The organism is Pseudomonas cremoris, from assembly GCF_014230465.1.
The window spans coordinates 263,518-287,539 of record NZ_JAAXCY010000001.1 but is presented as its reverse complement, the minus strand read 5'-3'; the positions used below and the strand labels follow the sequence as shown (position 1 = coordinate 287,539).

General features: G+C 60.3%; 21 protein-coding genes and 1 tRNA gene. 14 read left to right on the top strand and 8 right to left on the bottom strand.

Annotation, left to right across the window (positions count from 1 at the left end):
• Positions 1-6 precede the first annotated feature (6 nt).
• The 6 genes from HF257_RS01365 (at position 7) to HF257_RS01340 (ending at position 7,177) form a co-directional block, all read left to right on the top strand.
• Positions 7-303, top strand: a complete 297-nt coding sequence (locus HF257_RS01365; RefSeq protein WP_185703844.1) for a BolA family protein — start codon at positions 7-9, stop codon at positions 301-303.
• 118 nt (positions 304-421) lie between these two features.
• The gene (gene trhO / locus HF257_RS01360; RefSeq protein ID WP_185703846.1) at positions 422-1,363 is read left to right on the top strand and encodes an oxygen-dependent tRNA uridine(34) hydroxylase TrhO; all 942 of its coding nucleotides are present in this window, start codon (positions 422-424) and stop codon (positions 1,361-1,363) included.
• Between the two features lie 36 nt (positions 1,364-1,399).
• The gene (locus HF257_RS01355) at positions 1,400-2,002 is read left to right on the top strand and encodes a DsbA family protein (RefSeq protein WP_185704364.1); all 603 of its coding nucleotides are present in this window, start codon (positions 1,400-1,402) and stop codon (positions 2,000-2,002) included.
• Complete coding sequence (locus HF257_RS01350; protein WP_185703848.1) at positions 1,995-3,797, top strand: ABC transporter ATP-binding protein; 1,803 nt, start codon at positions 1,995-1,997, stop codon at positions 3,795-3,797. Before HF257_RS01355 ends, HF257_RS01350 begins: the two co-directional genes overlap by 8 nt.
• Positions 3,798-3,868: 71 nt before the next feature.
• On the top strand, positions 3,869-6,331 hold the full coding sequence (locus HF257_RS01345) for an EAL domain-containing protein (RefSeq protein WP_185703850.1): 2,463 nt from the start codon (positions 3,869-3,871) through the stop codon (positions 6,329-6,331).
• A 78-nt stretch (positions 6,332-6,409) separates the two neighbouring features.
• The gene (locus HF257_RS01340) at positions 6,410-7,177 is read left to right on the top strand and encodes a TenA family transcriptional regulator (protein WP_198913442.1); all 768 of its coding nucleotides are present in this window, start codon (positions 6,410-6,412) and stop codon (positions 7,175-7,177) included.
• Between the two features lie 22 nt (positions 7,178-7,199).
• On the opposite strand, the gene HF257_RS01335 is transcribed toward HF257_RS01340, so the two are convergent.
• The 4 genes from HF257_RS01335 to HF257_RS01320 form a co-directional block, all read right to left on the bottom strand.
• Positions 7,200-8,126, bottom strand: coding sequence for a GGDEF domain-containing protein (locus HF257_RS01335; protein ID WP_185703855.1), 927 nt, complete (start codon positions 8,124-8,126; stop codon positions 7,200-7,202).
• A gap of 307 nt (positions 8,127-8,433) precedes the next feature.
• Positions 8,434-9,708, bottom strand: a complete 1,275-nt coding sequence (locus HF257_RS01330; RefSeq protein ID WP_185703857.1) for an MFS transporter — start codon at positions 9,706-9,708, stop codon at positions 8,434-8,436.
• A gap of 55 nt (positions 9,709-9,763) precedes the next feature.
• Entirely contained in the window at positions 9,764-10,918 is a 1,155-nt protein-coding gene (locus tag HF257_RS01325) for an acyl-CoA dehydrogenase family protein (protein WP_185703859.1), read from the bottom strand.
• Positions 10,919-10,987: 69 nt separating this feature from the next.
• Positions 10,988-11,857, bottom strand: a complete 870-nt coding sequence (locus HF257_RS01320) for an IclR family transcriptional regulator (RefSeq protein ID WP_233081203.1) — start codon at positions 11,855-11,857, stop codon at positions 10,988-10,990.
• Between the two features lie 250 nt (positions 11,858-12,107).
• Between HF257_RS01320 and HF257_RS01315 the strand changes: the two genes are divergently transcribed.
• From HF257_RS01315 to HF257_RS01305, 3 genes are read left to right on the top strand one after another with little or no spacing between them, the layout of a single operon-like run.
• Positions 12,108-12,893: an enoyl-CoA hydratase gene (locus HF257_RS01315; protein WP_185703863.1), complete on the top strand. Its 786-nt coding sequence runs from the start codon at positions 12,108-12,110 to the stop codon at positions 12,891-12,893.
• 2 nt (positions 12,894-12,895) lie between these two features.
• Entirely contained in the window at positions 12,896-14,425 is a 1,530-nt protein-coding gene (locus HF257_RS01310; protein ID WP_185703865.1) for a 3-hydroxyacyl-CoA dehydrogenase, read from the top strand.
• Between the two features lie 26 nt (positions 14,426-14,451).
• A complete protein-coding gene (locus HF257_RS01305) occupies positions 14,452-15,684 on the top strand; it encodes a CaiB/BaiF CoA transferase family protein (RefSeq protein WP_185703867.1) in 1,233 nt (410 codons plus the stop codon).
• On the opposite strand, the gene lldD is transcribed toward HF257_RS01305, so the two are convergent.
• Positions 15,681-16,811: an FMN-dependent L-lactate dehydrogenase LldD gene (lldD, locus tag HF257_RS01300; RefSeq protein WP_185703869.1), complete on the bottom strand. Its 1,131-nt coding sequence runs from the start codon at positions 16,809-16,811 to the stop codon at positions 15,681-15,683. The two genes, HF257_RS01305 and lldD, sit on opposite strands and share 4 nt — an antisense overlap.
• Positions 16,812-16,912: 101 nt before the next feature.
• Here lldD and HF257_RS01295 point away from each other — a divergent pair, with 101 nt between their 5' ends.
• The 4 genes from HF257_RS01295 (at position 16,913) to HF257_RS01280 (ending at position 18,987) form a co-directional block, all read left to right on the top strand.
• A complete protein-coding gene (locus tag HF257_RS01295) occupies positions 16,913-17,836 on the top strand; it encodes a LysR family transcriptional regulator (RefSeq protein ID WP_185703871.1) in 924 nt (307 codons plus the stop codon).
• Positions 17,837-17,869: 33 nt separating this feature from the next.
• Positions 17,870-17,945 (top strand) — tRNA-Asn (locus HF257_RS01290).
• 122 nt (positions 17,946-18,067) lie between these two features.
• A complete protein-coding gene (locus HF257_RS01285; RefSeq protein WP_185703873.1) occupies positions 18,068-18,844 on the top strand; it encodes a ParA family protein in 777 nt (258 codons plus the stop codon).
• Positions 18,802-18,987, top strand: coding sequence for a PAAR domain-containing protein (locus HF257_RS01280; protein ID WP_233081229.1), 186 nt, complete (start codon positions 18,802-18,804; stop codon positions 18,985-18,987). Before HF257_RS01285 ends, HF257_RS01280 begins: the two co-directional genes overlap by 43 nt.
• 316 nt (positions 18,988-19,303) lie before the next feature.
• Here the strand turns inward: HF257_RS01280 and HF257_RS01275 are convergent, their stop codons facing one another.
• On the bottom strand, positions 19,304-20,167 hold the full coding sequence (locus tag HF257_RS01275) for a LysR family transcriptional regulator (RefSeq protein WP_185703876.1): 864 nt from the start codon (positions 20,165-20,167) through the stop codon (positions 19,304-19,306).
• A gap of 107 nt (positions 20,168-20,274) precedes the next feature.
• Between HF257_RS01275 and HF257_RS01270 the strand changes: the two genes are divergently transcribed.
• A complete protein-coding gene (locus HF257_RS01270; RefSeq protein WP_185703878.1) occupies positions 20,275-20,667 on the top strand; it encodes a tautomerase family protein in 393 nt (130 codons plus the stop codon).
• A 66-nt stretch (positions 20,668-20,733) separates the two neighbouring features.
• Here the strand turns inward: HF257_RS01270 and HF257_RS01265 are convergent, their stop codons facing one another.
• Both HF257_RS01265 and HF257_RS01260 read right to left on the bottom strand, forming a co-directional pair.
• Entirely contained in the window at positions 20,734-22,329 is a 1,596-nt protein-coding gene (locus HF257_RS01265) for a GMC family oxidoreductase (RefSeq protein WP_185703880.1), read from the bottom strand.
• A 56-nt stretch (positions 22,330-22,385) separates the two neighbouring features.
• On the bottom strand, positions 22,386-24,014 hold the full coding sequence (locus tag HF257_RS01260; RefSeq protein WP_185703883.1) for an AMP-binding protein: 1,629 nt from the start codon (positions 24,012-24,014) through the stop codon (positions 22,386-22,388).
• Between the last annotated feature and the right edge of the window lie 8 nt (positions 24,015-24,022).

The window sequence follows — 24,022 nt, the reverse complement described above, 5'->3', positions numbered from 1 at the left end:
GCAGGAATGACCATGCAACAGCGTATCGAAACGGCGCTTGCCGCCCTGGGCACCGACCACCTGAGCGTGCTGGATGAAAGCCATATGCACAGCCGTGGGTTGCAGACCCACTTCAAGGCCGTGCTGGTCAGCCCGCAGTTCGAGGGGCTCAACCGCGTCAAGCGTCACCAGAAGGTCTACGCCACCCTGGGTGACCTGATGAGCGAGTTTCATGCACTGGCGCTGCATACCTATACGCCCGATGAGTGGGCGAAAATCGACGCAGCCCCGGCCTCGCCGACCTGCGCCGGCGGGCATGACTGATGATCAGGTGTCTCTGACACCCGGCATTTGTTAGAATCCGCAACGCGCCGCTTAGCCGGCGCGTTTTTTTTGCATCCGGTTCACCCTTTACGAGGGTAGCCACCTGGAGAGAACACCCATGACTCAACCGATTGTCGTGGCGGCACTGTATAAGTTCGTCACCCTCGAAGACTACGTCGCCCTGCGCGAGCCACTGCTGCAGGCGATGGTCGACAACGGCATCAAAGGCACCTTGCTGATCGCCGAAGAAGGCATCAACGGCACCGTTTCCGGCAGCCGCGAAGGTATTGATGGCTTGATCGCGTGGTTGAAGACCGACCCGCGCATGGTCGATATCGACCACAAAGAATCCTACTGCGACGACCAACCGTTCTACCGCACCAAGGTCAAGCTCAAGAAAGAGATCGTGACCCTGGGCGTCGAAGGCGTCGATCCCAATAAAAAAGTCGGCACCTATGTCGAACCGCAAGACTGGAACGCGCTGATCAGCGACCCGGAAGTGCTGTTGATCGACACCCGTAACGACTACGAAGTGTCCATCGGCACTTTTGAGGGCGCGATCGACCCGAAAACCACCAGTTTTCGCGAATTTCCCGACTATATCAAAGCCAACTTCGATCCGGCCAAGCACAAGAAAGTCGCCATGTTCTGCACCGGCGGCATTCGTTGCGAGAAAGCGTCGAGCTACATGCTGAGCGAAGGTTTCGACGAGGTGTATCACCTCAAGGGCGGCATCCTGAAGTACCTCGAAGAGGTGCCGCAGGCAGAAACCAAGTGGCAGGGCGACTGCTTTGTTTTCGACAATCGCGTGACCGTGCGCCACGACTTGAGCGAAGGCGACTACGATCAATGTCATGCCTGCCGCACGCCGGTGAGCGTCGAAGACCGCGCGTCCGAGCACTATGTGGCCGGCATCAGTTGCCCGCATTGCTGGGACAAACTGCCGGAGAAGACTCGCCGCAGCGCCATCGACCGGCAGAAGCAGATCGAGCTGGCCAAGGCGCGCAACATGCCGCACCCGATAGGCTTCAACTACAAGCAATCACCTTCCGAGGCCTGAACCATGTCCGCGCGCCTGCTCTATGTAATGGACCCGATGTGTTCCTGGTGCTGGGGTTTTGCCCCGGTGGCCGAAGCGTTGGTTGAGCAGGCCCACGCGGCCGGCGTGGAGCTGCACCTGGTGGTGGGCGGCTTGCGCACCGGCAGCGGCGCGGCATTGGAGCCGACCACTCGACGCTACATCCTTGAGCACTGGCAGGCGGTCACCGAGGCTACCGGCCAGCCGTTCAAGCGCGAAGGCGCGTTGCCCGACGGTTTTGTGTATGACACCGAGCCTGCCTGCCGCGCCATTGTGACGGCGCGCAGCCTGGCACCCGATTGTGCATGGACGCTGTTGGGGCTGATCCAGCGCGCGTTTTATGTCGAGGGCCGCGACGTGACCCTCGCCAGCGTGCTGGTGGAGCTGGCCGAGGAGGCGGGCATCCCGCGTATCGAGTTTGCTGGCGCATTCGATCGTGCGGAGCAACACGCGGCAACCGCTGCCGATTTTACCTGGGTGCAGGATCTCGGCATCGCCGGTTTCCCGACGTTGTTGGCCGAGCGCAATGGTCAGTTGGCGTTGTTGACTAACGGCTATCAACCGCTGTCCGAGCTGTCGCCACTGCTCGCTCGATGGCTGGAGCGAGCAAGCTGTGCATGAACCCGGCAAGCGTGCTGATCGACTGACCTGGGCGGAAATTCGCCGCCTGGCCCTGCGTCACAAAAAATCCTTGTGGATCGCCAATGGCGTCGCCGTATTGGCGACCCTGTGCAGCGTGCCCATCCCTTTGCTGTTGCCGTTACTGGTCGACGAAGTACTGCTGGGCCATGGCGATGCAGCCCTTAAAGTGATGAATCATGCACTGCCGCTGGGCTGGCAGAAAGCTGCCGGTTACATCGGCCTGATGCTGCTGGTGACCCTGCTTTTGCGTTGCGGTGCGCTGGTGTTCAACGTGGTGCAGGCGCGGCTGTTTGCGCGCCTGGCCAAGGATATCGTGTACCGCATCCGCGTGCGCCTGATCGAACGGCTCAAGCGCATCTCGCTGGGCGAATACGAAAGCCTGGGCAGCGGTACGGTCACCACGCACCTGGTTACCGACCTGGACACCTTGGACAAATTCGTCGGCGAAACCCTCAGCCGCTTCCTGGTGGCGATGCTCACCCTGGTGGGGACGTCGGCGATCCTGGTGTGGATGCATTGGCAACTGGCACTGCTGATCCTGCTCTTCAACCCGCTGGTGATCTATGCCACGGTGCAGTTGGGCAAACGCGTCAAGCACCTGAAAAAGTTGGAGAACGACAGCACTTCACGCTTCACCCAAGCGCTCACTGAAACCCTCGACGCGATCCAGGAAGTGCGTGCCGGCAACCGCCAGGGCTTCTTCCTTGGGCGTCTCGGCCAGCGCGCCCAGGAAGTGCGCGACTACGCCATTCATTCGCAGTGGAAGACCGATGCCTCCAGCCGCGCCAGTGGCCTGTTGTTCCAGTTCGGTATCGACATCTTTCGTGCAGCCGCGATGCTCACCGTGCTGTTTTCCGACCTGTCCATCGGCCAGATGCTCGCGGTGTTCAGCTACCTGTGGTTCATGATCGGGCCGGTGGAACAGTTGCTCAACCTGCAATACGCCTACTACGCCGCAGGCGGGGCACTGACGCGCATCAACGAGCTGTTGGCGCGCGCCGACGAGCCGCAATACGCCGGTGGGGAAGACCCGTTTACCGGACGGGAAACCGTCGGCATCGAAGTGCGCGGCCTCGATTTTGGTTATGGCGAAGACCTGGTGCTCAATCAGTTGAACCTGGCCATCGCGCCCGGCGAAAAGGTTGCGATTGTCGGTGCCAGTGGCGGCGGTAAAAGTACCTTGGTTCAACTGTTGCTCGGGCTGTATACGCCACAGGCCGGCAGTATTCGTTTCGGCGGTGCAACTCAGCAGGAAATTGGCCTGGAGACCATTCGCGAGCACGTTGCCGTGGTGTTGCAGCACCCGGCGCTGTTCAACGACACCGTGCGCGCCAACCTGACCATGGGCCGCACCCGCAGTGATCAGGCATGCTGGCAGGCGCTGGAAATCGCCCAGCTGGATGCTACCGTCAAGGCATTGCCGCTGGGGCTGGACAGTGTGGTCGGGCGCTCCGGCGTGCGTTTTTCCGGTGGGCAGCGTCAGCGCCTGGCGATTGCGCGCATGGTGCTGGCCGAACCGAAAGTGGTGATCCTCGACGAAGCGACCTCCGCCCTCGACGCCGCTACCGAGTACAACCTGCACCAGGCGCTGGCGCGGTTTCTCAGCGGTCGTACTACACTGATAATCGCCCACCGTCTGTCGGCGGTTAAACAGGCGGATCGAGTATTGGTGTTTGACGGTGGTCATATTGCTGAGGATGGCGATCATCAACAGTTGATTGCCGACGGCGGCCTGTACGCCAAGTTATATGGACACTTGCAACAAGTACGTTGATTTAGCCTAGGCTGAGCTATCGGAAGCGAATTATCGCGTGCGTACCAAGCAGTGCATGTGCAAGGGACTTCATGAAGCAAAAGCGGACTCTCGGAACGCCTCGGCTGTTGGGCATTGTGTGGCCCTTTATCGCCGTGGTGCTGTTCCAGGCATTGTTGGGTTGCGTCAGTCTCTACGTGCTTTCAGCCGTGCGTGGCTACGTGGCTGGCGAGAGCTTGTGGTCCAAGGGCCAGAAAGACGCCATCTATTACCTGACGCTCTATGCCGACAATCGCGACGAGGCAACTTACCTCAAGTATCAGCAAGCGATTGCTGTACCCCAGGGCGGGCACGAGTTGCGCATCGCGCTCGACCGCTCCACCCCGGACCTTACGGCCGCGCGGCTCGGCATCCTCAAGGGCGGCAACCACCCGGATGACGTGTCCAGCCTGATCTGGCTGTACCTCAATTTTCGCCATTTCAGCTACCTGGAAAAAGCCATCGAGCTGTGGACCGTCGGCGATGGCTACCTGGTGCAACTTGATGACCTGGCGCGGGAGATGCACCAGTCGATCCGCCGCGACCAGGTGAGTGCCAACGATGTGCGCCAATGGAAGGCTCATATCATTGCCATCAACGATGGGGTGACGCCAGCGGCCAAGGCCTTCAGTGATGCGCTGGGCGAAGGTTCGCGGATGATTCTGCGGCTGCTGTTGATCACCAACCTGGCCACGGCCCTGGGCCTGATCGTGCTGGCGTTGTTGCGCACCCATAAGCTGCTGACGCAGCGCCACGCCTTCGCAGATGCCTTGCAGGAGGAGAAGGAGCGGGCGCAGATCACATTGGAGTCGATTGGCGACGGCGTGATTACTACCGACGTCGATGGCGCTATCACCTACATGAACCCAGCGGCCGAAGCATTGACCCACTGGAATTCCGCCCAGGCCCAGGGCCTGCCTTTGGCGGCGTTGTTCAACCTGCTGGATGACAATGCCCAGCCCGACGGCTTTACGCTGATCGAACATATCGTCAAAGGGCAACTCCGGGGCGGCAGCGAGCATTCAAAGACCATCCAGCGTCTGGATGGCAGCACGGTTTCAGTAACGCTGGTGGGTGCGCCGATCCGCAGCGCCGGCAAGGTCAGCGGCGCGGTGCTGGTGTTGCACGACATGACCCAGGAGCGTCAATACATCGCCAACCTGTCATGGCAGGCGACCCATGACGCCCTGACCGGCCTGGCCAACCGTCGCGAGTTCGAGTTCCGCCTGGAGCAAGTACTGCACCCGGCAGGCCTTGCACAGGGCGGGCGGCATGCGCTGATGTTCCTTGACCTGGACCAGTTCAAACTGGTCAACGACACCTGCGGCCATGCGGCGGGCGACGAGCTGCTGCGGCATATCTGTGCGCTGTTGCAATCGGACCTGCGTGAAGGCGACACCCTGGCGCGCCTTGGGGGCGATGAGTTCGGCATCCTGCTGGAAAACTGCCCGGCGCCCGTGGCGGAAAAAATCGCCGAGAGCCTGCGCCACACCGTGCAAAGCCTGCATTTTGTGTGGAAGGGGCGGCCGTTCATGACCACCGTCAGCATCGGCCTGGTGCATATCTCCCAAACCCCGACCACCCTGGAAACCTCGCTGCGCGCCGCCGACATGGCGTGCTACATGGCCAAGGAAAAAGGCCGCAACCGCGTGCAGGTGTACCACGCCGATGACTCGGAATTGTCCCTGCGCTTTGGCGAAATGGCCTGGGTGCAACGGCTGCACATGGCCTTGGAAGAAAACCGGTTTTGCCTGTATGCCCAGGAAATTTCACCCCTGGGCAATACCGATGGCGGTAATGGGCATATCGAGATCTTGTTGCGCCTGCATGATGAGGCGGGCCGCATCATCCTGCCGGACAGCTTTATCCCGGCTGCCGAGCGCTATGGCTTGATGACGTCGCTGGACCGTTGGGTGGTGGAGAACGTGTTCAAGATCATCGCTCGCTGCATGCAGGAACGTCCGGGCCTGCCAATGGCGATGTGTGCGATCAATCTGTCAGGCATTACTATTGGCGATGAAGACTTTCTCGGGTTCTTGCGTGAGAAGTTTGACGCTTACAACATCCCGCCGGCGATGATCTGTTTTGAAATCACCGAAACCAGTGCTATTGCAAACCTCGGGAGTGCAATCCGCTTTATTAATGAACTCAAAGCCTTAGGTTGCTACTTCTCTCTGGATGACTTTTGTGCCGGAATGTCCTCATTCGCATATCTTAAACATTTACCTGTAGACTTCCTGAAGATCGATGGAAGTTTCGTAAAGGATATGCTGGACGACCCGATTAACCGTGCGATGGTCGAGGTGATCAACCACATCGGCCACGTCATGGGTAAGCGCACAATTGCAGAATTTGTCGAGACACCACAGATCGAACAGGCATTACTCGAAATTGGTGTGGATTACGCTCAGGGTTACCTGATTGAACGACCGCAATTGTTTACCTTTGATAGCCTGCAGTGTCGACCTGTGCGGCCGCAGCCTTTGTTGTTCAAGGCGCCCGGCACATTCCGCTGAAACGTTTGCTGGTCTGTACAATCACACATCAAAAGGAGCCCGACAGTGATCGACACATTCAACAGAACCGGCCCGCTTATGGAAGCCTCTAGTTACCCCGCCTGGGCGCAGCAATTGATCCAGGACTGTAGCGAGAGCAAGCGTCGCGTTGTCGAACACGAACTGTACCAGCGCATGCGCGATAACACGCTCAGCGCCAAGACCATGCGTCACTACCTGATCGGTGGCTGGCCCGTCGTTGAACAGTTTGCCTTGTACATGGCACAGAACCTCACCAAGACCAAATTTGCCCGCCATCCTGGGGAGGACATGGCGCGCCGCTGGCTGATGCGCAACATTCGCGTGGAACTGAACCATGCCGACTATTGGGTGCATTGGGCCCGCGCCCACGGGGTCAGCCTGGAAGACTTGCAGGCCCAGAACGTGCCGCCGGAATTGCACGCACTGAGTCACTGGTGCTGGCACACCAGCTCGGCTGACTCGCTGATCGTGGCCATTGCTGCGACCAACTATGCAATCGAGGGGGCGACTGGGGAGTGGTCTGCCGTGGTGTGCTCCACCGGCGTCTATGCGGCAGCCTTCCCCGAGGAAGACCGCAAGCGTGCGATGAAGTGGCTGAAGATGCACGCGCAGTACGATGACGCCCACCCGTGGGAAGCCCTGGAAATCATCTGCACCCTGGCCGGGATGAACCCGAGCAAGGCCCTGCAGGTTGAGCTGCGCCAGGCCGTGTGCAAGAGCTACGACTACATGTACCTGTTCCTGGAAAGCTGCATGCGCCTGGAGAAGGAAAAAGCCCCTGCGGTGGCGCGTGAGCGCCAGGCGCGGGTCGCTAGCGAAGCGTGATGTGAATGCGGTGGCGGGGGATTTACCCCGCCATTGCCAAGCGGTTGCGGCCTTCGCGCTTGGCCACGTACAGCGCGTTGTCGGCCCGGCGCAACAGGCTTTCGGCGGACTCGGCGGCCAGCAGCGTTGAACAGCCCAGGCTTACCGTCAATTCGATCCGCGTCCCATCCGCCCAATAATCCTGGGCCTGTGCTGCCTGGCGCAGGCGTTCACCGACCATTGCCGCGGCATCGCGACCGGTGTTGGACAGCAGGATCAGGAACTCTTCCCCGCCAAACCGAAACACCATATCCACGTTACGCAACTGGCCCTTGATCGCCCCGGCAACGGCGCGCAGTACGCTGTCGCCGGCGGCGTGGCCGTGGGTGTCGTTGATGTTCTTGAAGTGATCGATGTCCAGCATCAGCAAGGACAGCGGGTTCAGATGCCGGCGCGCCATGTCAATTTCCCGTTGCAGGGTTTGGTCCATGGCTACGCGGTTGCCGGTCTCGGTCAACGGATCGCGCAGGGCGCTGCGGGTGGCAGCGCGGTAGAGCAGGGCGTTGCGCATGGGGTATAGCAGCGTCGCCAACAGGGATTCGAGTTGGCCGAGTTCCTCTTCTGTCAGGCGCTGGTTGCGGCGAAAGATCAGCTCACCCAGGTGCTCACCTTCATGGCTCAGGCTGTAGCTGACCGAGTGGTGGCCGCGATGGCCGAACTCCAGGCGCAGGTCGCTGGCTTCGTGGCGGTATTGCAGGGCGTCCAGAGGCACCAGGCGCTGCACCTCCCGGAAGAACACCCCGAGGATGCGCTCCGGCTCCAGGCTGGTTTGCAGTTGCAGGCCCAATTGCTGGCGCAGTTGCGTAATGGTGGTACGGCGACGTGGAAGCAGGGACGGCTGACCAAAACCCAGGCGTTGCAATTTGGCACTGTCGAAGTCAATTGCGTTGGTCTGGGTGGGTGTTTTCATAAGCGAACGGCCTCTAAGCACTTAGCTGTCTTACAGGCTGGATGAAAGTGGCAAATGCCAGGCGTCTTACTGTTCCTTCAGTTCCGTAAAACATGAGTAACAGTTTAAACCGCTTTGCAACCGGTTATAACCCCTGGGCACCGCCGCACGTCTTGTCATCGCCTAACCTGCTTGAGAAAAGTTAGAGCGATATTCATGCCAAATCGTTCTGATTAAATAAAACTCCTTATAAATCAGTCGACTGCTCTTATCGCTAAAAACAGTCGCTGAACTATGGCGCCAGTTATTTGGCAAGTAGTGGCCTGGCTTACTGTTTTTGCGGGTCGAATTGTTTATCGCGAATAAACAACGCGGGGATTACGCCGCAGATAAAGTACGCGCCGCCCATCACCAGGAAACCCATGCCGATGGAACCGTGGGAGGCGAGGAAACCGATCGCCGCCGGCGCCACTGCCGCACCAATGCGCCCGATGTTGTAGGCGCCGCCCACGGCCGAACCGCGAAACTTCGCCTCGAAGCTTTCGGTCATGTAGGTCGCGTTCACGCCGTAGGGAATTCCGTACAGGAAGCCGAATACCACCAGCATCCACAGGATGTTCTCCGGGCTCTGGAACAACACGATCACCGGCAGGAAGATCGCCGTGCCCAGGGCGCCGAACGCAAACACCGCGCGACGGCCCAGTCGGTCTGCGGCCAAGCCGGCGAGGATCTTGCCGAAGATCATCGCCGCGTAGGTGCCGACCATGTAGCTGGTCATCGACTTGAAGTTCATCCCCAGCTCGCTCTCTAGGTACGACGGCATCCAGTTGTTCACGCCGTAGTAGCCAAACTGCAGGAAGCCTGCTGTCAGGGCCCAGAGCAAGAACATGCGGCTGGCCTTCGGGTCGCTGAAGATCAGCTTGAACATGCCGTCGGGCTTTTTCTTCAATGCGTTGCGAGTGCCGCTGGCTTTCTCCTTGGCGCGCTCGGCTCTGGCGGTGATCCAGGCTTGGGGCTCCGGCACCAGGCGCTGCATCAATACAGCGAGGATCACCGGGATGATCGCCACGTAGAACAGCCAGCGCCAGCCGTGCTCGGGCAGGATCCAGCCGGCCAATAACGTGGCAACGATGTAACCCACCGACCAACCGGCCTGCAGGGTGCCCAGCACGGTGGTGCGGTAGCGAGTCGGCACGTATTCCGCCATCAGGGTATTGCACGCCACATACAGCGCGCCCAAGCCCAGGGAGGCGAAGAACCGCGTGCTCGCGAACTGCCAATAGCTGTGGGTCATGCCCAGGATTGCCGTGCCGACGGAGAACAGCACGATGCTCCACACCACGGTTTTTACCCGGCCGAAACGGTCACAGGCCCAGCCACCGTAGATGCCGCCGATGGCCATGCCGGCCAGGGTAAAGCTGCCGAGGCTGCCGGCTTCGACGCTGGTCAGGCCGAACTCGGCCTTGAGGCTGCTGAGGCTGTAGGACAGCAGCATCAGGTCTGCGCCATCGATCAACAGGCCGAGGAAGCAGAAGATGAACACGATAATCCACAGTTTGCTTTTTGCAGGCGACAACGCGCCCGCCGATGCGGCGACTTCCATAGCGATACCTTGCTTGTAGTTGTTAGGGCATTGGGTATGGGTGGAGCGGTAAGGCCTAGCGTTGCGCCGCGCGAATCATGTTGCGGGCAATCACCAACTGCTGGATTTGCGTGGTGCCTTCATACAGGCGGAACAGGCGCACATCCCGGTAGAAACGTTCGATGGCGTACTCGCTGATATAGCCGGCGCCGCCATGGATCTGCACACAACGGTCGGCGACCCGGCCGCACATCTCGGTGGCGAACATCTTCGAGCACGAGGCTTCGGTGCCAATGTCCTGGCCCTCGTCACGCTTGCGCGCAGCGTCCAGCACCATGCAGCGCGCGGCGTAGATCTCGGCCTTGCTGTCGGCGAGCATGGCCTGGATCAATTGGAATTCAGCAATCGGTTGGCCGAATTGCTTGCGGTCGATGGCGTAGTGCAGAGCGTCGTTCAGCATGCGCTCGGCAGCGCCGACACTGACGGCGGCGATATGCAGGCGGCCCTTGTCGAGCACCTTCATCGCGGTCTTGAACCCCACGCCTTCCACGCCACCGATCAACTGGCCAGCGGGCACGCGCACGTTGTCGAAGATCACGTCGCTGGTATGCGCACCTTGCTGGCCCATCTTGTGGTCACGCTTGCCCAGGGACAGGCCTGGCGTGTCACGTTCGACGATAAATGCGCTGATACCGCCCGAACCGCGGATCGCCGGGTCGGTGCGCGCCATCACGGTGAAAATTCCGGCGTGAGGGGCGTTGGTGATAAAGCGCTTGGTGCCGTTGATCACGTAGTGGTCGCCATCGCGCATGGCGGTGGTTTTCAGCGAGGCGGCGTCGGAGCCGGAGTCCGGTTCGGTGAGGCAGAACGAGCTGAGCAATTCGCCGCTGGCCAGCAATGGCAGGTAGTGTTCCTTCTGCGCATCGGTACCGTCCAGCAGGATGCCGATGGAGCCGATGCCATTGTTGGTGCCGAAGTAGGAGCGGAAGGCGGGGGAGGTGCGCCCCAGTTCAAAGGCGATGGTCACCTCTTCTTCCATGGTCAGGCCCAGGCCGCCGTAGGCTTCGGGAATGGTCAGGCCGAACAGGCCCATGTCCTGGAATTGGCTGACGATGTCCGCCGGGATTTCATCGGTCTCGGCGACTTCGTTTTCCCGGGGAATCAGCGCTTCGTCGACGAACTGCGCAATGGCGTCCACCAGGATATGAAGCGTTTGTGCGTCTCGGATCATGTGCATTCCTCAGCGGCCCGTTCATCGGGCCTGTTATCGTCAATCTGCCGAGGCCATGCACCTGTCCTGCTAGCGGGCGGCGGCCTCGATATTGTTCACCATGTGCTTGAGGCGAGGTCCGATGTCGTCTTCGAGTTTCTCCCGCGAGAGGTGGAAACTCGGTCCGCCACAGTTGAACGCCAGCAAGCCGTGTTGGGCATGCAGCAGCGGTACGGCGATGGCATTGACATCGCGGTGCCACTCACCGATCGACATGCAATAGCCGAAGTCGGTGTAGTCCCGGAAGGCGCGTTCGAGCCCCTTACGGATGGTCGGCCAGTCCTCCAGATGACGCTGGCGGATGTGGTCGAGGATGAACTCCCGCTCGTTTTCCGGCATCGCTGCCAGGCAGGCGCGGCCTGCTGAACTCAGGTGCAACGGCAAGCGCGTACCCACCTGGCGGCGCATGGTCATGTTCGCTTCGCCCTGGACCACGTCCAGGTACACCGCGTCCAGCCGGTCCCGGGTGGCCATCGCAACGGCCGCCTGGGCGTACTTGGCCATGGTCTCCATCAACGGATGGGCCACGGCGCGCACCGACAGGTTCGACAACATCGCGTAACCGAAGGCCATCACCCCAACATCCAACTGATACCGGCCCGATTGCGGCAGGTGCTTGAGGTAACCCAGGCGTGTCAGCGTGTGGGTCATGCGGGTGATCGTCGGCTTCGGCAGCCCGGTCTTGCGCGCCAAGTCCTGGTTGCCCAGTACGCTCTCGCTCGGCGTGAAGCAGCGCAGCAATTCCAAGCCGCGTGCCAGGGCGGTGACGAACTGGCGGTCTTTGTCTTCCTCCTCATCGCTGTTCATCGGGTCAATCAACAAATGCTCGAAGGCGTTGTTGCCTGCAGGGACTTCGGTGCTGTCCGGGTCCGGGTTTCGACGGCGCATGTTAATCCTCATTTTTTTATAAAATCAACAAAACAAAATCATATTCCGCACAGCGAAACTAAGCAACTTTTTGAGAGTTGATTTTATTGTTGGATAACTCCCAATAAAACAGCGGTTTAGCAGCTGTTTTCGTAAGAGATTGGGTTTTTACGTTTACACCTGCCAGGTCGGTACTTATGATCATGGGTAAATACGGAATGTTATTTCGCACAGCGAAACAAGTAACAACCCAACTAACAAGAACATTGCAGTAGGAGAGCATGTGACCAGCGCAGACCCATCCGTGGTGACCCTCGACGTTCAGGACAATGGTGTGGCGGTAGTACGTATCCACCGTCCTGAGGTGAAAAACGCCCTCAACGCCCAGGTGCGTGAGGCACTGGCCGAACACTTCCGTGCATTGGCCAAGCGCCGGGATGTGCGCGCTATCGTGCTGACCGGTGGCGAGCAGTGCTTTGTGGCCGGAGCGGACATCAAGGAGTTCGCCCATGCCGGTGCAATCGATATGTACCGGCGCCACACCGAATACCTGTGGGAGGCCATCAGCCGTTGCCCCAAGCCGGTGATTGCGGCGGTCAACGGATTTGCCTTGGGCGGTGGCTGCGAGTTGGCGATGCATTGCGACCTGATTGTGGCCGGCGAGTCGGCACGGTTTGCCCAGCCGGAAGTGAAGCTGGGCTTGATGCCGGGCGCGGGCGGTACGCAACGCTTGATTCGTGCGGTGGGCAAATTCCAGGCGATGCGCATTGCGCTGACCGGTTGCATGGTCACGGCACCGGAGGCGCTGGCCATGGGCATGCTCAGCGAAGTCGTCAGCGATGACCGCACACTGCCTCGTGCCCTGGAACTGGCCGCGCAGATCGCCGCGCTGCCGCCGTTGGCCGTGGAGCAGATCAAGGAAGTGATGCTGGCCGGCGCCGACCTGCCGCTGGAAAGCGCGCTGGTACTGGAGCGCAAGGCGTTCCAATTGCTGTTCGATTCCAAGGACCAGAAGGAGGGCGCTGCCGCTTTCTTCGAGAAGCGCACGCCTGAATACCGGGGGGAATAAGCATGACCGATCCCATTAATACCTTGGGCCTGGTGGGCACCGGTGTCATGGGCGCCGGTATCGCGCAAATCGCGGCACAGGCAGGCGTGGTGGTGCGCCTGTTCGATGCCCGCGACGGGGCCGCACACACCGCGCGTGAGGGCCTTGCCGTCACGTTCGCCAAGCTGGTGAGCAAGGGCAAGATCAGCCAGGCAACGATGGACGCTGCGTTGGCCAACCTGCAGGTTGCGCACGTGATCAATGCGCTGAAGGATTGCGACCTGGTGGTCGAAGCCATCGTCGAAAACCTCGACGCCAAGCGCGGCCTGTTGCAACAACTTGAGGCCGTCGTCAGCCCGACCTGCATCCTCGCCACCAACACGTCTTCGCTTTCCGTCACGGCCATCGCCAGCGGTTGCCAGCGTCCTGAGCGGGTAGCCGGGCTGCACTTTTTCAACCCTGTGCCGCTGATGCGCGTAGTGGAGGTGATCGACGGCCTGGCCACCGCGCCAGCAGTCGGCAATGCACTGCTGGCGTTCGTCGCGCACACCGGCCATCGCGGCGTGCGCGCCAAGGATACGCCGGGGTTCATCGTTAACCACGCCGGGCGTGCCTACGGTACCGAAGCCCTGAAGATGCTCGATGAAGGCATCGCCGAACGTGGCGATATCGATCGCATTTTGCGCGACGGCGCCGGTTTCCGCATGGGGCCGCTGGAGCTGTTGGACCTCACCGGTCTGGACGTCTCGCACCCGGTGATGGAGTCGATCTACAACCAGTTCTACCAGGAACCGCGCTATAAGCCGTCGCCCCTGACCCGGCAGATGCTGCTGGGTGGGCGCTTCGGGCGCAAGACCGGCCACGGTTTCTATCAATATGAAAATGGCCAGGTCATCAATGGCCCGCAGCCGCAGCCAGTGCCTTCGGTTCACGCCAGGCCACCGGTCTGGATCGCCACCGAAAACAGTGAAGATTACGAGCGCCTAAGTCGCCTGGTGATAGACCTCGGTGCCCATCTGGAAAGCACGGCGCAACCTTCGTCCGAGGCGTTGTGCCTGCTGGCGCCATACGGCCGTGATGCCACCAGCGCCTGCGTGCGTTTCGACACCGACCCGGCGCGCACGCTGTGCATCGACCTGCTGACCGACCTGTCGCGCCATCGCACGCTGATGCAAAACCCCCTCACATCACCCGCCATGCGCGATGCCGCTCATGCCTTGCTGGGAGCGGACGGAGTGGGGGTAACGGTGATCGGCGACAGCGTCGGTTTCGTCGCCCAGCGAACTTTGGCGATGGTGGTCAACCTGGCCTGCGATATCGCCCAGCAACGCATCGCCAGCGTCGACGATATCGACCAAGCGGTGCACTTGGGCCTGGGCTACCCACACGGTCCGTTGGCCTGGGGCGATGCCCTAGGGCCGCGGCGCATCCTTACGATTTTGCAGCGCATGAGCGAACTGACCCATGACCCGCGCTACCGCCCCAGCCCTTGGCTGCGGCGGCGGGCGATGCTGGGGGTTTCCCTGCGCCATGAAGAGCCGGCAATCGGCTGATTTCACCACCTCACAGGATAAGAACAATGGGTGCTTTGACAGGTTTGCGGGTATTGGATTTAAGCCGTGTGCTGGCCGGCCCCTGGTGTGGGCAAGTGTTGGCCGACCTGGGTGCGGAAGTGATCAAGATCGAACGTCCAACCAGCGGTGACGACACCCGTGGCTGGGGGCCGCCCTGGATGAAGACCGACAGTGGCGAGTCGTCCGGCGAGGCCTCGTATTACCAGTCCACCAATCGCGGCAAATTATCCGTGGCCATCGACATGGCTACTCCCGAAGGGCAGGCGTTGGTGCGCGCGCTGGCGGCGAGCTCCGATGTGTTGATCGAGAACTACAAGGCCGGCTCCCTGGCACGTTACGGCCTGGACTACGCGACCCTGGCCGAGATCAACCCGCGCCTGGTGTATTGCTCCATCACCGGTTTTGGCCAGACCGGCCCGCGTGCCGAAGAGCCGGGCTACGACTTCATCATCCAAGGTATTGGCGGCTTGATGAGCATCACTGGCGAGCGCGATGACTTGCCGGGTGGTGGCCCGCAAAAAGTCGGCGTGGCATTTTCCGACCTCATGACCGGCCTGTATTCCACGGTGGCGATCCAGGCCGCTTTGCTCAGCCGTGAGCGCACCGGCGTGGGCCAATACATCGATATGGCGCTGCTGGATGTGCAGGTCGCCACGTTGGCCAACCAGAGCATGAACTACTTGGCCTCGGGCAAGGTGCCGCAGCGCTATGGCAATGCCCACGCCAACATCGTGCCGTACCAGGTGTTCCGCGCCGCCGACCGTGACTTCATCATCGCCTGCGGCAACGACAGCCAGTTTGTTGCCCTGTGCCAGAGTATCGGGCTGCCGCATTTGCCGGATGATCCACGCTTCCGGAGGAATGCCGACCGTGTGGCCCACCGTGAAGAGATCGTTGCGCTGCTCTCGGCGCACTTCCTCGGCCGCAGTGCGGATGAGTGGGTGGCATGTATTCATGCGTCGAAAGTGCCAGTGGGGGCGATCAACTCCATCGCCCAATCGTTGGAAGAACCCCAGGTGATTGCGCGCAACCTGATGGTGAACATCCCACATCCACAGAACCCGGATTTCGCCATGGTCGGCAGCCCGATCAAGATGTCCGGCACACCCGTGGAGTACGTGCGCCCGGCGCCGATGCTGGGGCAGCACACCGACGATATCCTTGGGCAGCGGTTGGGCCTGTCAGCGGAGCAACTGGCCCAACTCAAGGTGCGCGGTATCGTCGAACAGAAGGCTTAGACCAGGGTAGAGCGGTCGATCTGTTCGATCGAAGTCACGCCGGTCAGGGTCATGGCCACGCGCATTTCCTTGGCAAAGATGTCCAGCAGGTTTTCCACACCGTGCTGGCCATCGGCGGCCAGCGCGTAGGCGGTAGCGCGTCCCAATAGGCAGGCCTTGGCGCCCAGGGCGAGCATGCGCACCACGTCAAGCCCGGAGCGGATGCCGGAGTCCACCAGCACCGTGAGGTCATCGCCCACGGCTTCGGCAATCGCCGGCAAGGCCTTGGCAGTAGACAACACGCCGTCCAACTGACGGCCGCCGTGGTTGGACACCACAATGCCGTCGGCACCGAAACTCACGGCGTCCTTGGCATCCTGAGGGTCGAGGATGCCCTTGATGATCATCGGGCCTTTCCAGAAGTCACGGATCCACTCCAGGTCTTTCCAACTGATCGACGCGTCGAAATTGTTTGCCAGCCAACCGATGTAGTCTTCCAGGTGAGTCGGTTTGCCCAGGTACTTGGAGATATTGCCCAGGTCGTGGGGGCGGCCCATCAGGCCGACGTCGAAGGCCCATTGCGGCTTGGTGACGGCTTGCAGCATGCGCCGCTGTGCCGCGAATGGTCCGGACATGCCCGAGTGCGCGTCACGGTAGCGTGCGCCGGGCGTCGGCATGTCTACGGTAAAGACCAGCGTGGTGACGCCGGCAGCCTGGGCGCGCTCCAGCGCATTGCGCATGAAACCACGGTCCTTGAGCACGTAGAGCTGGAACCAGATCGCCTGCGCACTTTGCGACGCGACTTCTTCAATCGGGCACACCGACACCGTCGACAGGCAGAACGGAATGCCCTTGTTCGCCGCTGCCTTTGCCGCCTGTACTTCACCGCGTCGCGCATACATGCCGGTCAGGCCCACGGGGCTGAGGATCACTGGCATGTCCAATTCCTGGCCGAACAGCGTGGTCTTGAGGCTCAGGTTTTCGACATTGCGCAGGATGCGCTGGCGCAGGCTGATCTCGGCCAGGTCCGAACTGTTCGCACGCATCGTGTGTTCGGCGTAGGCACCGCCGTCGATGTAGTCGAACAGGAAGCGCGGCAGCTTGCGCTTGGCGGCTGCGCGGTAGTCGGAGGCAGACGAGATGATCATGAACAGTGGCTCCACAGGGCAAGGTAGGTTAAGGATAGGCAAACATCTGTCATGATAAAAACAACTTTTATCACTAGTAGCCAGTCGCGAAAGGAATACCGATGAACCTGAGAACCGTGCAGGCCTTTGTCGAAGTGGTGCGCCAGGGTGGTTTCTCCCAGGCCGCCGAAGTGGTGTCCCTGACCCAATCCACCGTGAGCAAGGCAGTCAAGACCCTGGAAGACGAGTTGGGCATGCCGTTGCTTAATCGCCTCGGCCATCGCAACGAACTCACCGCCGCCGGAGAAATCGCCTACCGCCGTGGCCTGGTGATGCTCGCAGAACGCAACGACCTGGTGGCCGAAATCAACGACCTGCGCGGCCTCAAGCGCGGCCAGCTGCGCATCGGCCTGCCGCCGGTAGGCTGCGGCGTGTTGTTTGCGACCATGTTCGCCACTTACCGCAGCCGCTACCCGCACATCGACATCGAACTCACCGAATACGGCAGCAAAAAACTGCGCGAATGCCTGGAAGCAGGGGAGATCGACCTGGCGGCCCTGTTGTTGCCGACAGACGAAGCGTTCGACTTCCAGCCCGTGCGCAACGAACCGCTGATAGCTGTGCTGCCCATGGACCACCCCCTGGCCCAGCGTAAGCGCATCGACTTCACCGACCTTGCGGACTCGCCGTTCATCCTGTTCGAAGCCGGCTTTGCCCTCAACGCCAAAATCCTCGCCGCGTGCGAACGCAAAGGCGTCACGCCACGGGTGACCGCCCGCAGTGGGCAGATCGACTTCATCGTCGACCTGGTGGCCGCCGGCTTGGGCGTGGCCTTCCTTCCACGCATGCTGGCGCACAAGCATCAACACAACGGCATCGCCCTGATCCCCCTCGACGAACCCCACACCGACTGGCACATCGCCCTGGCCTGGCGCGCCAGCGCCCACCTGCCACCGGCCGCGCTCGCCTGGTTGGAGTTGGCCAAGGAACAACAGCTTTCAACCGGCCATCCGGTTCAATCGACCGAATCACCAGAGAAAGCTTGACTTCCCCTTTTTAATCAGTAACATACGGCGCATTCCGCGATAGCTCAGTTGGTAGAGCAAATGACTGTTAATCATTGGGTCCCTGGTTCGAGTCCAGGTCGTGGAGCCAGATAGAGAAAAGCCTGCAGAGATGCAGGCTTTTTTTTGCCTTGGAATTCTCCGGGGTGATCAAAGCGCACAGCGTGACAGGCATGAAGACGTCTCTAATCCTACGATTTAGAGGTAAGCCCCATGAAAGTCGCTGCAGTCGTTTCAACCAAAGGCGGGCCGGGTAAAACCACGGTTGGCGCCCATCTGGGCGCGTTCTGCGCCGATGCAGGTGTTCGAACCCTGCTCATCGATCTTGATAATCAGCCTTCGCTGTCCTCGTTTTACAACCTGTCGCACGAGGCACCTGGCGGCACCTATCAGTTGATCACGAGCAATGAGACTCGACCTGATCAGATCATTTCTCAGACCTGTATTCCCAATCTGTCGCTGATCAAATCGAATGATCCGTTCAATTTGCTGAGCAATTTGTTACTGCACGCTGCTGACGGTCGCCTGCGTCTCAAGAATTTGATGCCAGCCTTCGCGCAGGACTTTGATCTGATTCTGATCGACACCCAGGGTGCTCGCTCCATCGTCCTAGAGATGGCCTTGCTGGGTTCTCAAATGGCGGTTTCTCCAATTACGCCCGATATGCTGACCGCTCGGGAGTTTCAGCGAGGGATGCTCCAGCTCTATCGGGACCTTGAACCGTTGGCTGCATTGGGTGCGGTGACCCACATGTTGAACATCGTGATCAACAAGCTGGATGCAACCAATGATGCAAACCTGATCTATCAGACGTTGACCGAGACCTTCTCTGATCACCCGAAAATTCAGATGGTCCATACAACAATTCCTGCTGCGGTGAGTTTTCGTCGCGCTGCCACCGAAGGTGTACCTGCCCACCGGCTGGAGTATCGGCTCCCCACTGCCAACTGGCAAGCACTCACACTGTCAATGGAAAAACACCGGCAGTGATGGGCGATAAGGCCTCCTGTCCGTTGCATTTAGGGGAGTTCGCGTTTATTGAAGGACACACCGTGCGGCGTATGAACAATATTCCAATCGTTCTGCAAGGTCATCGTCTGTCATGCGGGTGTCATGCGGGTGCCATGCGTTAGCAGGCGGCGCAAGGAGCGTGAGGGTTAGCGTCAGAATCAGCAGCCTCGCCAGAAATGTCAGTGCCGCATAGACCGCCGCCAATCCGTAGTTTTCAATTTGCAGGTGGATTTGGCTGCGGTGATGAAAGCGTATAGCGTGACAGGCATGAAGCCGTTTCTGATCCTGCGATTTAGAGCCCAAGCCCGGCGCTGCCACCTGTATTTGCTCCATTCGCCATGCCGCTGTGAACCACTGGAAAACAGCGGCATGCCACCCGCTCAGGCAAGAACCTAGTCTCAGGGCAGCCGCCGGGAGATCCCGGCGGGGGCAGAGTCCCTAAGAGAAGTGCGTGACCAACATCTCTCGAACCGCGCTGACCAGCGGGGCCTCACCAGGGCGCGGCGGTAACAGGCTGAACTCAACATCGGGCAGCGCCGGAAGCGATTGAGTCGACCGGTAGACTTCGGCTCCAGCAGGCACCGCTGAGCTGTTCAGGCATGCCACTCCCAGACCCGCCATCAGCGCCGATTGCAGGCCCCCGACACCCGACGCTGAATGTGCAATGACATACGGTACCCCACGCGCATCCAGTAGATCGATGGTGAATCGCTGCAAACTGCAATCCTGGGGAAGCACCACCAACGGCAGCGGCGCCAGGGGCTCGCGCTGCGCGTCAAACCCACTGAGTGCTACCCACCGCAGGGCCTCTCGTCGCACAGGGATGCCTTCGGGAAGGCTGCGCCCGTCAAGGATGCGCATCGACAGGCCGATATCGAATTCGCCGCTGTTGGAGCCATTTTCGATTTGCAGGCTTTTGCGCACCGAAACATGCAACCGAAGCTGCGGATAGCGCGTGCGCAACCCCTTCAACATACCCGCGATGGCGCTCGGTAAAAAATAGTCGGTGATGGCCAGGCGCAGTTCCCCGGTCAGGGTCACACCGCGCATGTCCTCCAGCACACAATCACTCAGCGCGAGCAATTCAAGTGCATGTGCCAACAACCGCTCTCCGGCGGGTGTTGGACTCACGCCTTTTTTTCCGCGCTCCAGCAGTGTGACGCCGGTAAATGTTTCCAGCTTGCGAAGTTGTTCACTGAGTGCTGACTGCGAGCGGAGCAGCTTGGGCGCGGCCGCTGAAAGGCTGCCGCACTGCAGGATCGTGACGAAGGAGCGCAGTTGCTCGAGATCAAAAGGGCGCATATCTATCCTGCGTTTTTTCCGATAGATACCATTATATCTTCCTGCTTTTCAGAATTTAATACTTTTCTTACTCTGGCGCCTCACCCTATCCATACGAGGAACTCCCCATGCCAGGCATCACCCTGAAAATCTCCGGCGAACGCAATCCCGAGCTTGTCCGCCAACTCGTCCCGCAGCTCACCGCGCTGACGTGTGAGGTGCTTGAAAAGCGTCCGGAACAGACCTTGCTGATACTCGATTTTGTGCCTCATGAGCAGTGGTTCATTCATAACCGCTCGCTGGTCGAACATGGACGTAATGCATTCCGCCTGGAAGTGACCGTCACCGATGAGACCAACACCAAAGCGCAAAAAGCGCGCTTCCATCGTGAGGCCTACGTGCTATTAGCCGAGTTGATAGGCAACCTGCATCCGCACTCCAATGTGCACATCATCGACTGCCGAGCCAGTGCCTATGGCTATGAAGGGGTTACCCAGGAGTACCGATATCAGCATGCTTGAGAGCAGGCGTTGTATGCGGATGTTGGATACGCCGGTGCCGATCACCTGATCAACTACAAGCGCGATTCAGACCGTTGCCCCCTGCAGAATGAAGTCGGTGCAACGTTCGCCAATCATGATGCAGGGTGCATTGGTGTTGCCGCTGATCAGGCTCGGCATGATCGACGCATCGGCGATACGCAGGCCCTCGACACCGCGTACCTTGAGTTGCTGATCCACCACCGAATGCTCATCCGAACCCATCCGGCAAGTTCCCGAAGGATGGAACACGGTCTTGCATACCCTGCGAATGTGGTCCGCCAGCGCCTGGTCCGAATATTCCCGGCGGTTGGGAAGAAGAATCGGGCTTTCGATCAATTCGGCCAACGGCCCGCTACGCAGAATTTCGAGGGAAATACGCACCCCTCGAATCATCGTCGCCAAGTCTTCTGGATGGCTCAGAAAGCCCGCATCCAGCCACAATGGGTCGCGCGGGTTGTTGCTGCGAAGCCGAGCCGTTCCTCGTGATTTTGGCCGCAGTGCGCAAGGGTTGATGCTAATGCCATGCCCCTCGGGTGGCGGGCGGTCGACGTCTCCCACCAGCGTCGGTGTCATGTGAATCTGGATATCCGGGCGACCGCCCGCGCCTGTGCTGTCGAAGAACGCACCTGACTCGATGACGTTGGAAGACAGCAAGCCTTTTCGGCCATACAGATACTTCAGGCCATGGCCTATCGCTGAGATGCCCTTGTCTTGGCCTAGCAAGCTGATGGGCGCGCGGGTACGGCCATAAACCGACGAAGTCAGGTGGTCCTGGAAGTTCTTGCCGACCTGCGATGCGTCGACAACCACGCCGATACCGTGCTGCCTCAGTTCATCAGCCGGGCCAATCCCCGACAGCATCAGCAGCTTCGGAGTCGCCACGGCGCCGGCTGCAAGAATGACTTCGCCTCGGCAGCGGAACTCTGCGGCGGGCTGCTTATGAAGGCTAGCCCGCACCCCGACAGCACGACCCGACTCGATCAATAACTGTTCCACCCCCGCATGGGTGAGGACCTGCAACAGTGGGCTGGGTAATACCGCCTTGAGGTAAGTGGCAGCGCTGCTCCCGCGACGACCGTTGCGCGTGGTGGTCTGGTAGTAACCCGCACCGGCCTGCGTGGGGCCGTTGAAGTCATCTGTAAACGGCAAACCGTAGGCGACTGCGGAGTCAACGAATGCCTTGCTCAGTGGGTGGCAATGGGTGTTGTCGCTGACGACCAAAGGCCCATCGTTGCCGTGCAGTGCAGTGTTTAATCGACGGTTGCATTCACTGCGCTTGAACACGGGCAGCACATCGTCCCAACCCCACTGCGTGCAGCCTGCCTTTTTCCACTCTTCGTAGTCCTCGGCCTGGCCACGGATATAGATCATGCCGTTGACCGAACTGCCACCGCCCAATGTGCGCCCTTGCGGTATGTACATCTGCCGGCCGTTGACGTAGCTCTGGCTGACCGTCTCATAGCGCCAGGTGCGGTGGGTGCCATGCACCTTGAAGAACGTGGCCGGGATGTGGATAAACGGGTGGTTATCCTTGGCCCCGGCTTCGAGTAGCAGCACGCTGTGTCCAGCTTGGATCAAGCGGCAGGTGACGGCGCAGCCTGCCGAACCTGCGCCCACCACGATGTAGTCGAACTCCCGCATGATGCGCGTTCCCCGTCTTTTACTTGTTGTTGTTGGTGGTGTTCTGGGCGCGGTGTTCAACCCAAACCAAGCTGTGCAATTGCGTAGTCGCGCAGGCGGTTTTTTTGGATTTTGCTGGATCCGGTCATGCCGATGCTTTCGAAGTCCTCGACCACCTGTAGGTAGCGAGGCACCTTGAAGTTGGCGCAGCGAGCCTTGCAGAACGCGATCAACTCTTCGCTGCTGGCCAGGCTTCCGTGCTTGAGGGTGACAAAGGCAGCAGGCACCTCGCCCAAACGTGGGTCGGGCACGCCAATCACCTGTGCCAACTCGATAGCGGGGTGTTTGAGCAGCACTTGTTCAACTTCCAGCGGCGCAACGTTTTCACCGCCCACGCGAAACATGTCCTTGAGTCGACCAATAAACTGCAGGCGGCCGTCTGCGGACAATGTCCCGAGGTCTCCGGTGTGCAGCCAGCCATCACGTAGCGCGGCGGCGGTTTGTTCGGGCAGCTTGTAGTAACCCTTCATCAGGCTCCAGCCGCGGGCGCAGATTTCACCGGGTGTGCCGGCGGGCACTGGCTGGCCGCTGTCCGGGTCAAGAACGCTAATCTCCAGGCCTTGGTGTGTGGTCATGGAGCCGTTCAGGCGCAGTGCCAATGGCTCACGGTAGTCAGAAAAGACCAAGTTCGGCGAAGCCTCCGAAAGACCGTAGGCATTGCAAATGTCCTTCGCCCCCATCTTCTCGACAACGTCGTGAAGTATCTGTGGGCTGGCAGCCGCCCAACCGCCGCGCAGGGACAATCGTTGGCCGCTGAATCCAGGCTCGGCCAGCATCATCAGAAACATCGTGTCGTTGCCCGACGTCAGGGTGCACTGTTCACGCTCCATGATCGCCAATGCCTGAGCCGGATCGAAGGTCGCGGATGTAATCAGGGCGGCGCCGTGAACCAGCGCAACCAGCAGCGACATGGTGCTGCCAGCCACATGGTAGAACGGCCGTGGGCTGAAGTAGCGGTCTTGCGGGCCGGCCCCCATGCGCACGGCCACGCATTTGGCGATGCCCAGCATTGAGGCGTGGCTGAGCATCACGCCTTTTGGAAAGGCGGTGGTGCCCGAGGTGAACTGGATCAACAGCGTATCGTCCGGCACGACGTGCGCGCGCGCAGCGGCCAACTCAGCAGGTGGGATGTGGTTGCCCATTTCGAGGAAGGCCGCTGCGCCGAGGCCCGCCGTCGGTACGTGTTGGCCGAACACCACCAGATGCTCCAACAGCGGCAGGTGGGTACCTGGCAGCTCTGTGTTGATCGCCGGTTCGACTGCTTCGAGCATGCCGACAAAATCGATTTTATTGAGGAACCTATCCACGCAGAACAATGCCCGCACGTCTTCATGAGCCAGGCCGTAACTGAGCTCGTCGCTACGAAAACGTGTGTTGAACGGCACGCAAACCAGTCCGAGCGAGGCCGCGGCATACCAAATCACCGCCCATTGAACGGAGTTGCCCATCAGTACGCCGATGTGCTCGCCAAGTTGCAGGCCCAACCCGAGCATGGCGCGAGCGGTGATATTTACCTGATCGAGCAGCTGGCTATAAGTGAGTCGGCCGTCGTCGGCAATCAACGCGTCATTGTCGGGGTAGTGCTGGGCAGCGTCGCTCAGTACGGTCCACAGGGGACCGGGCAGCGGAGAAGTCGTTACAGTCATGGGGATTC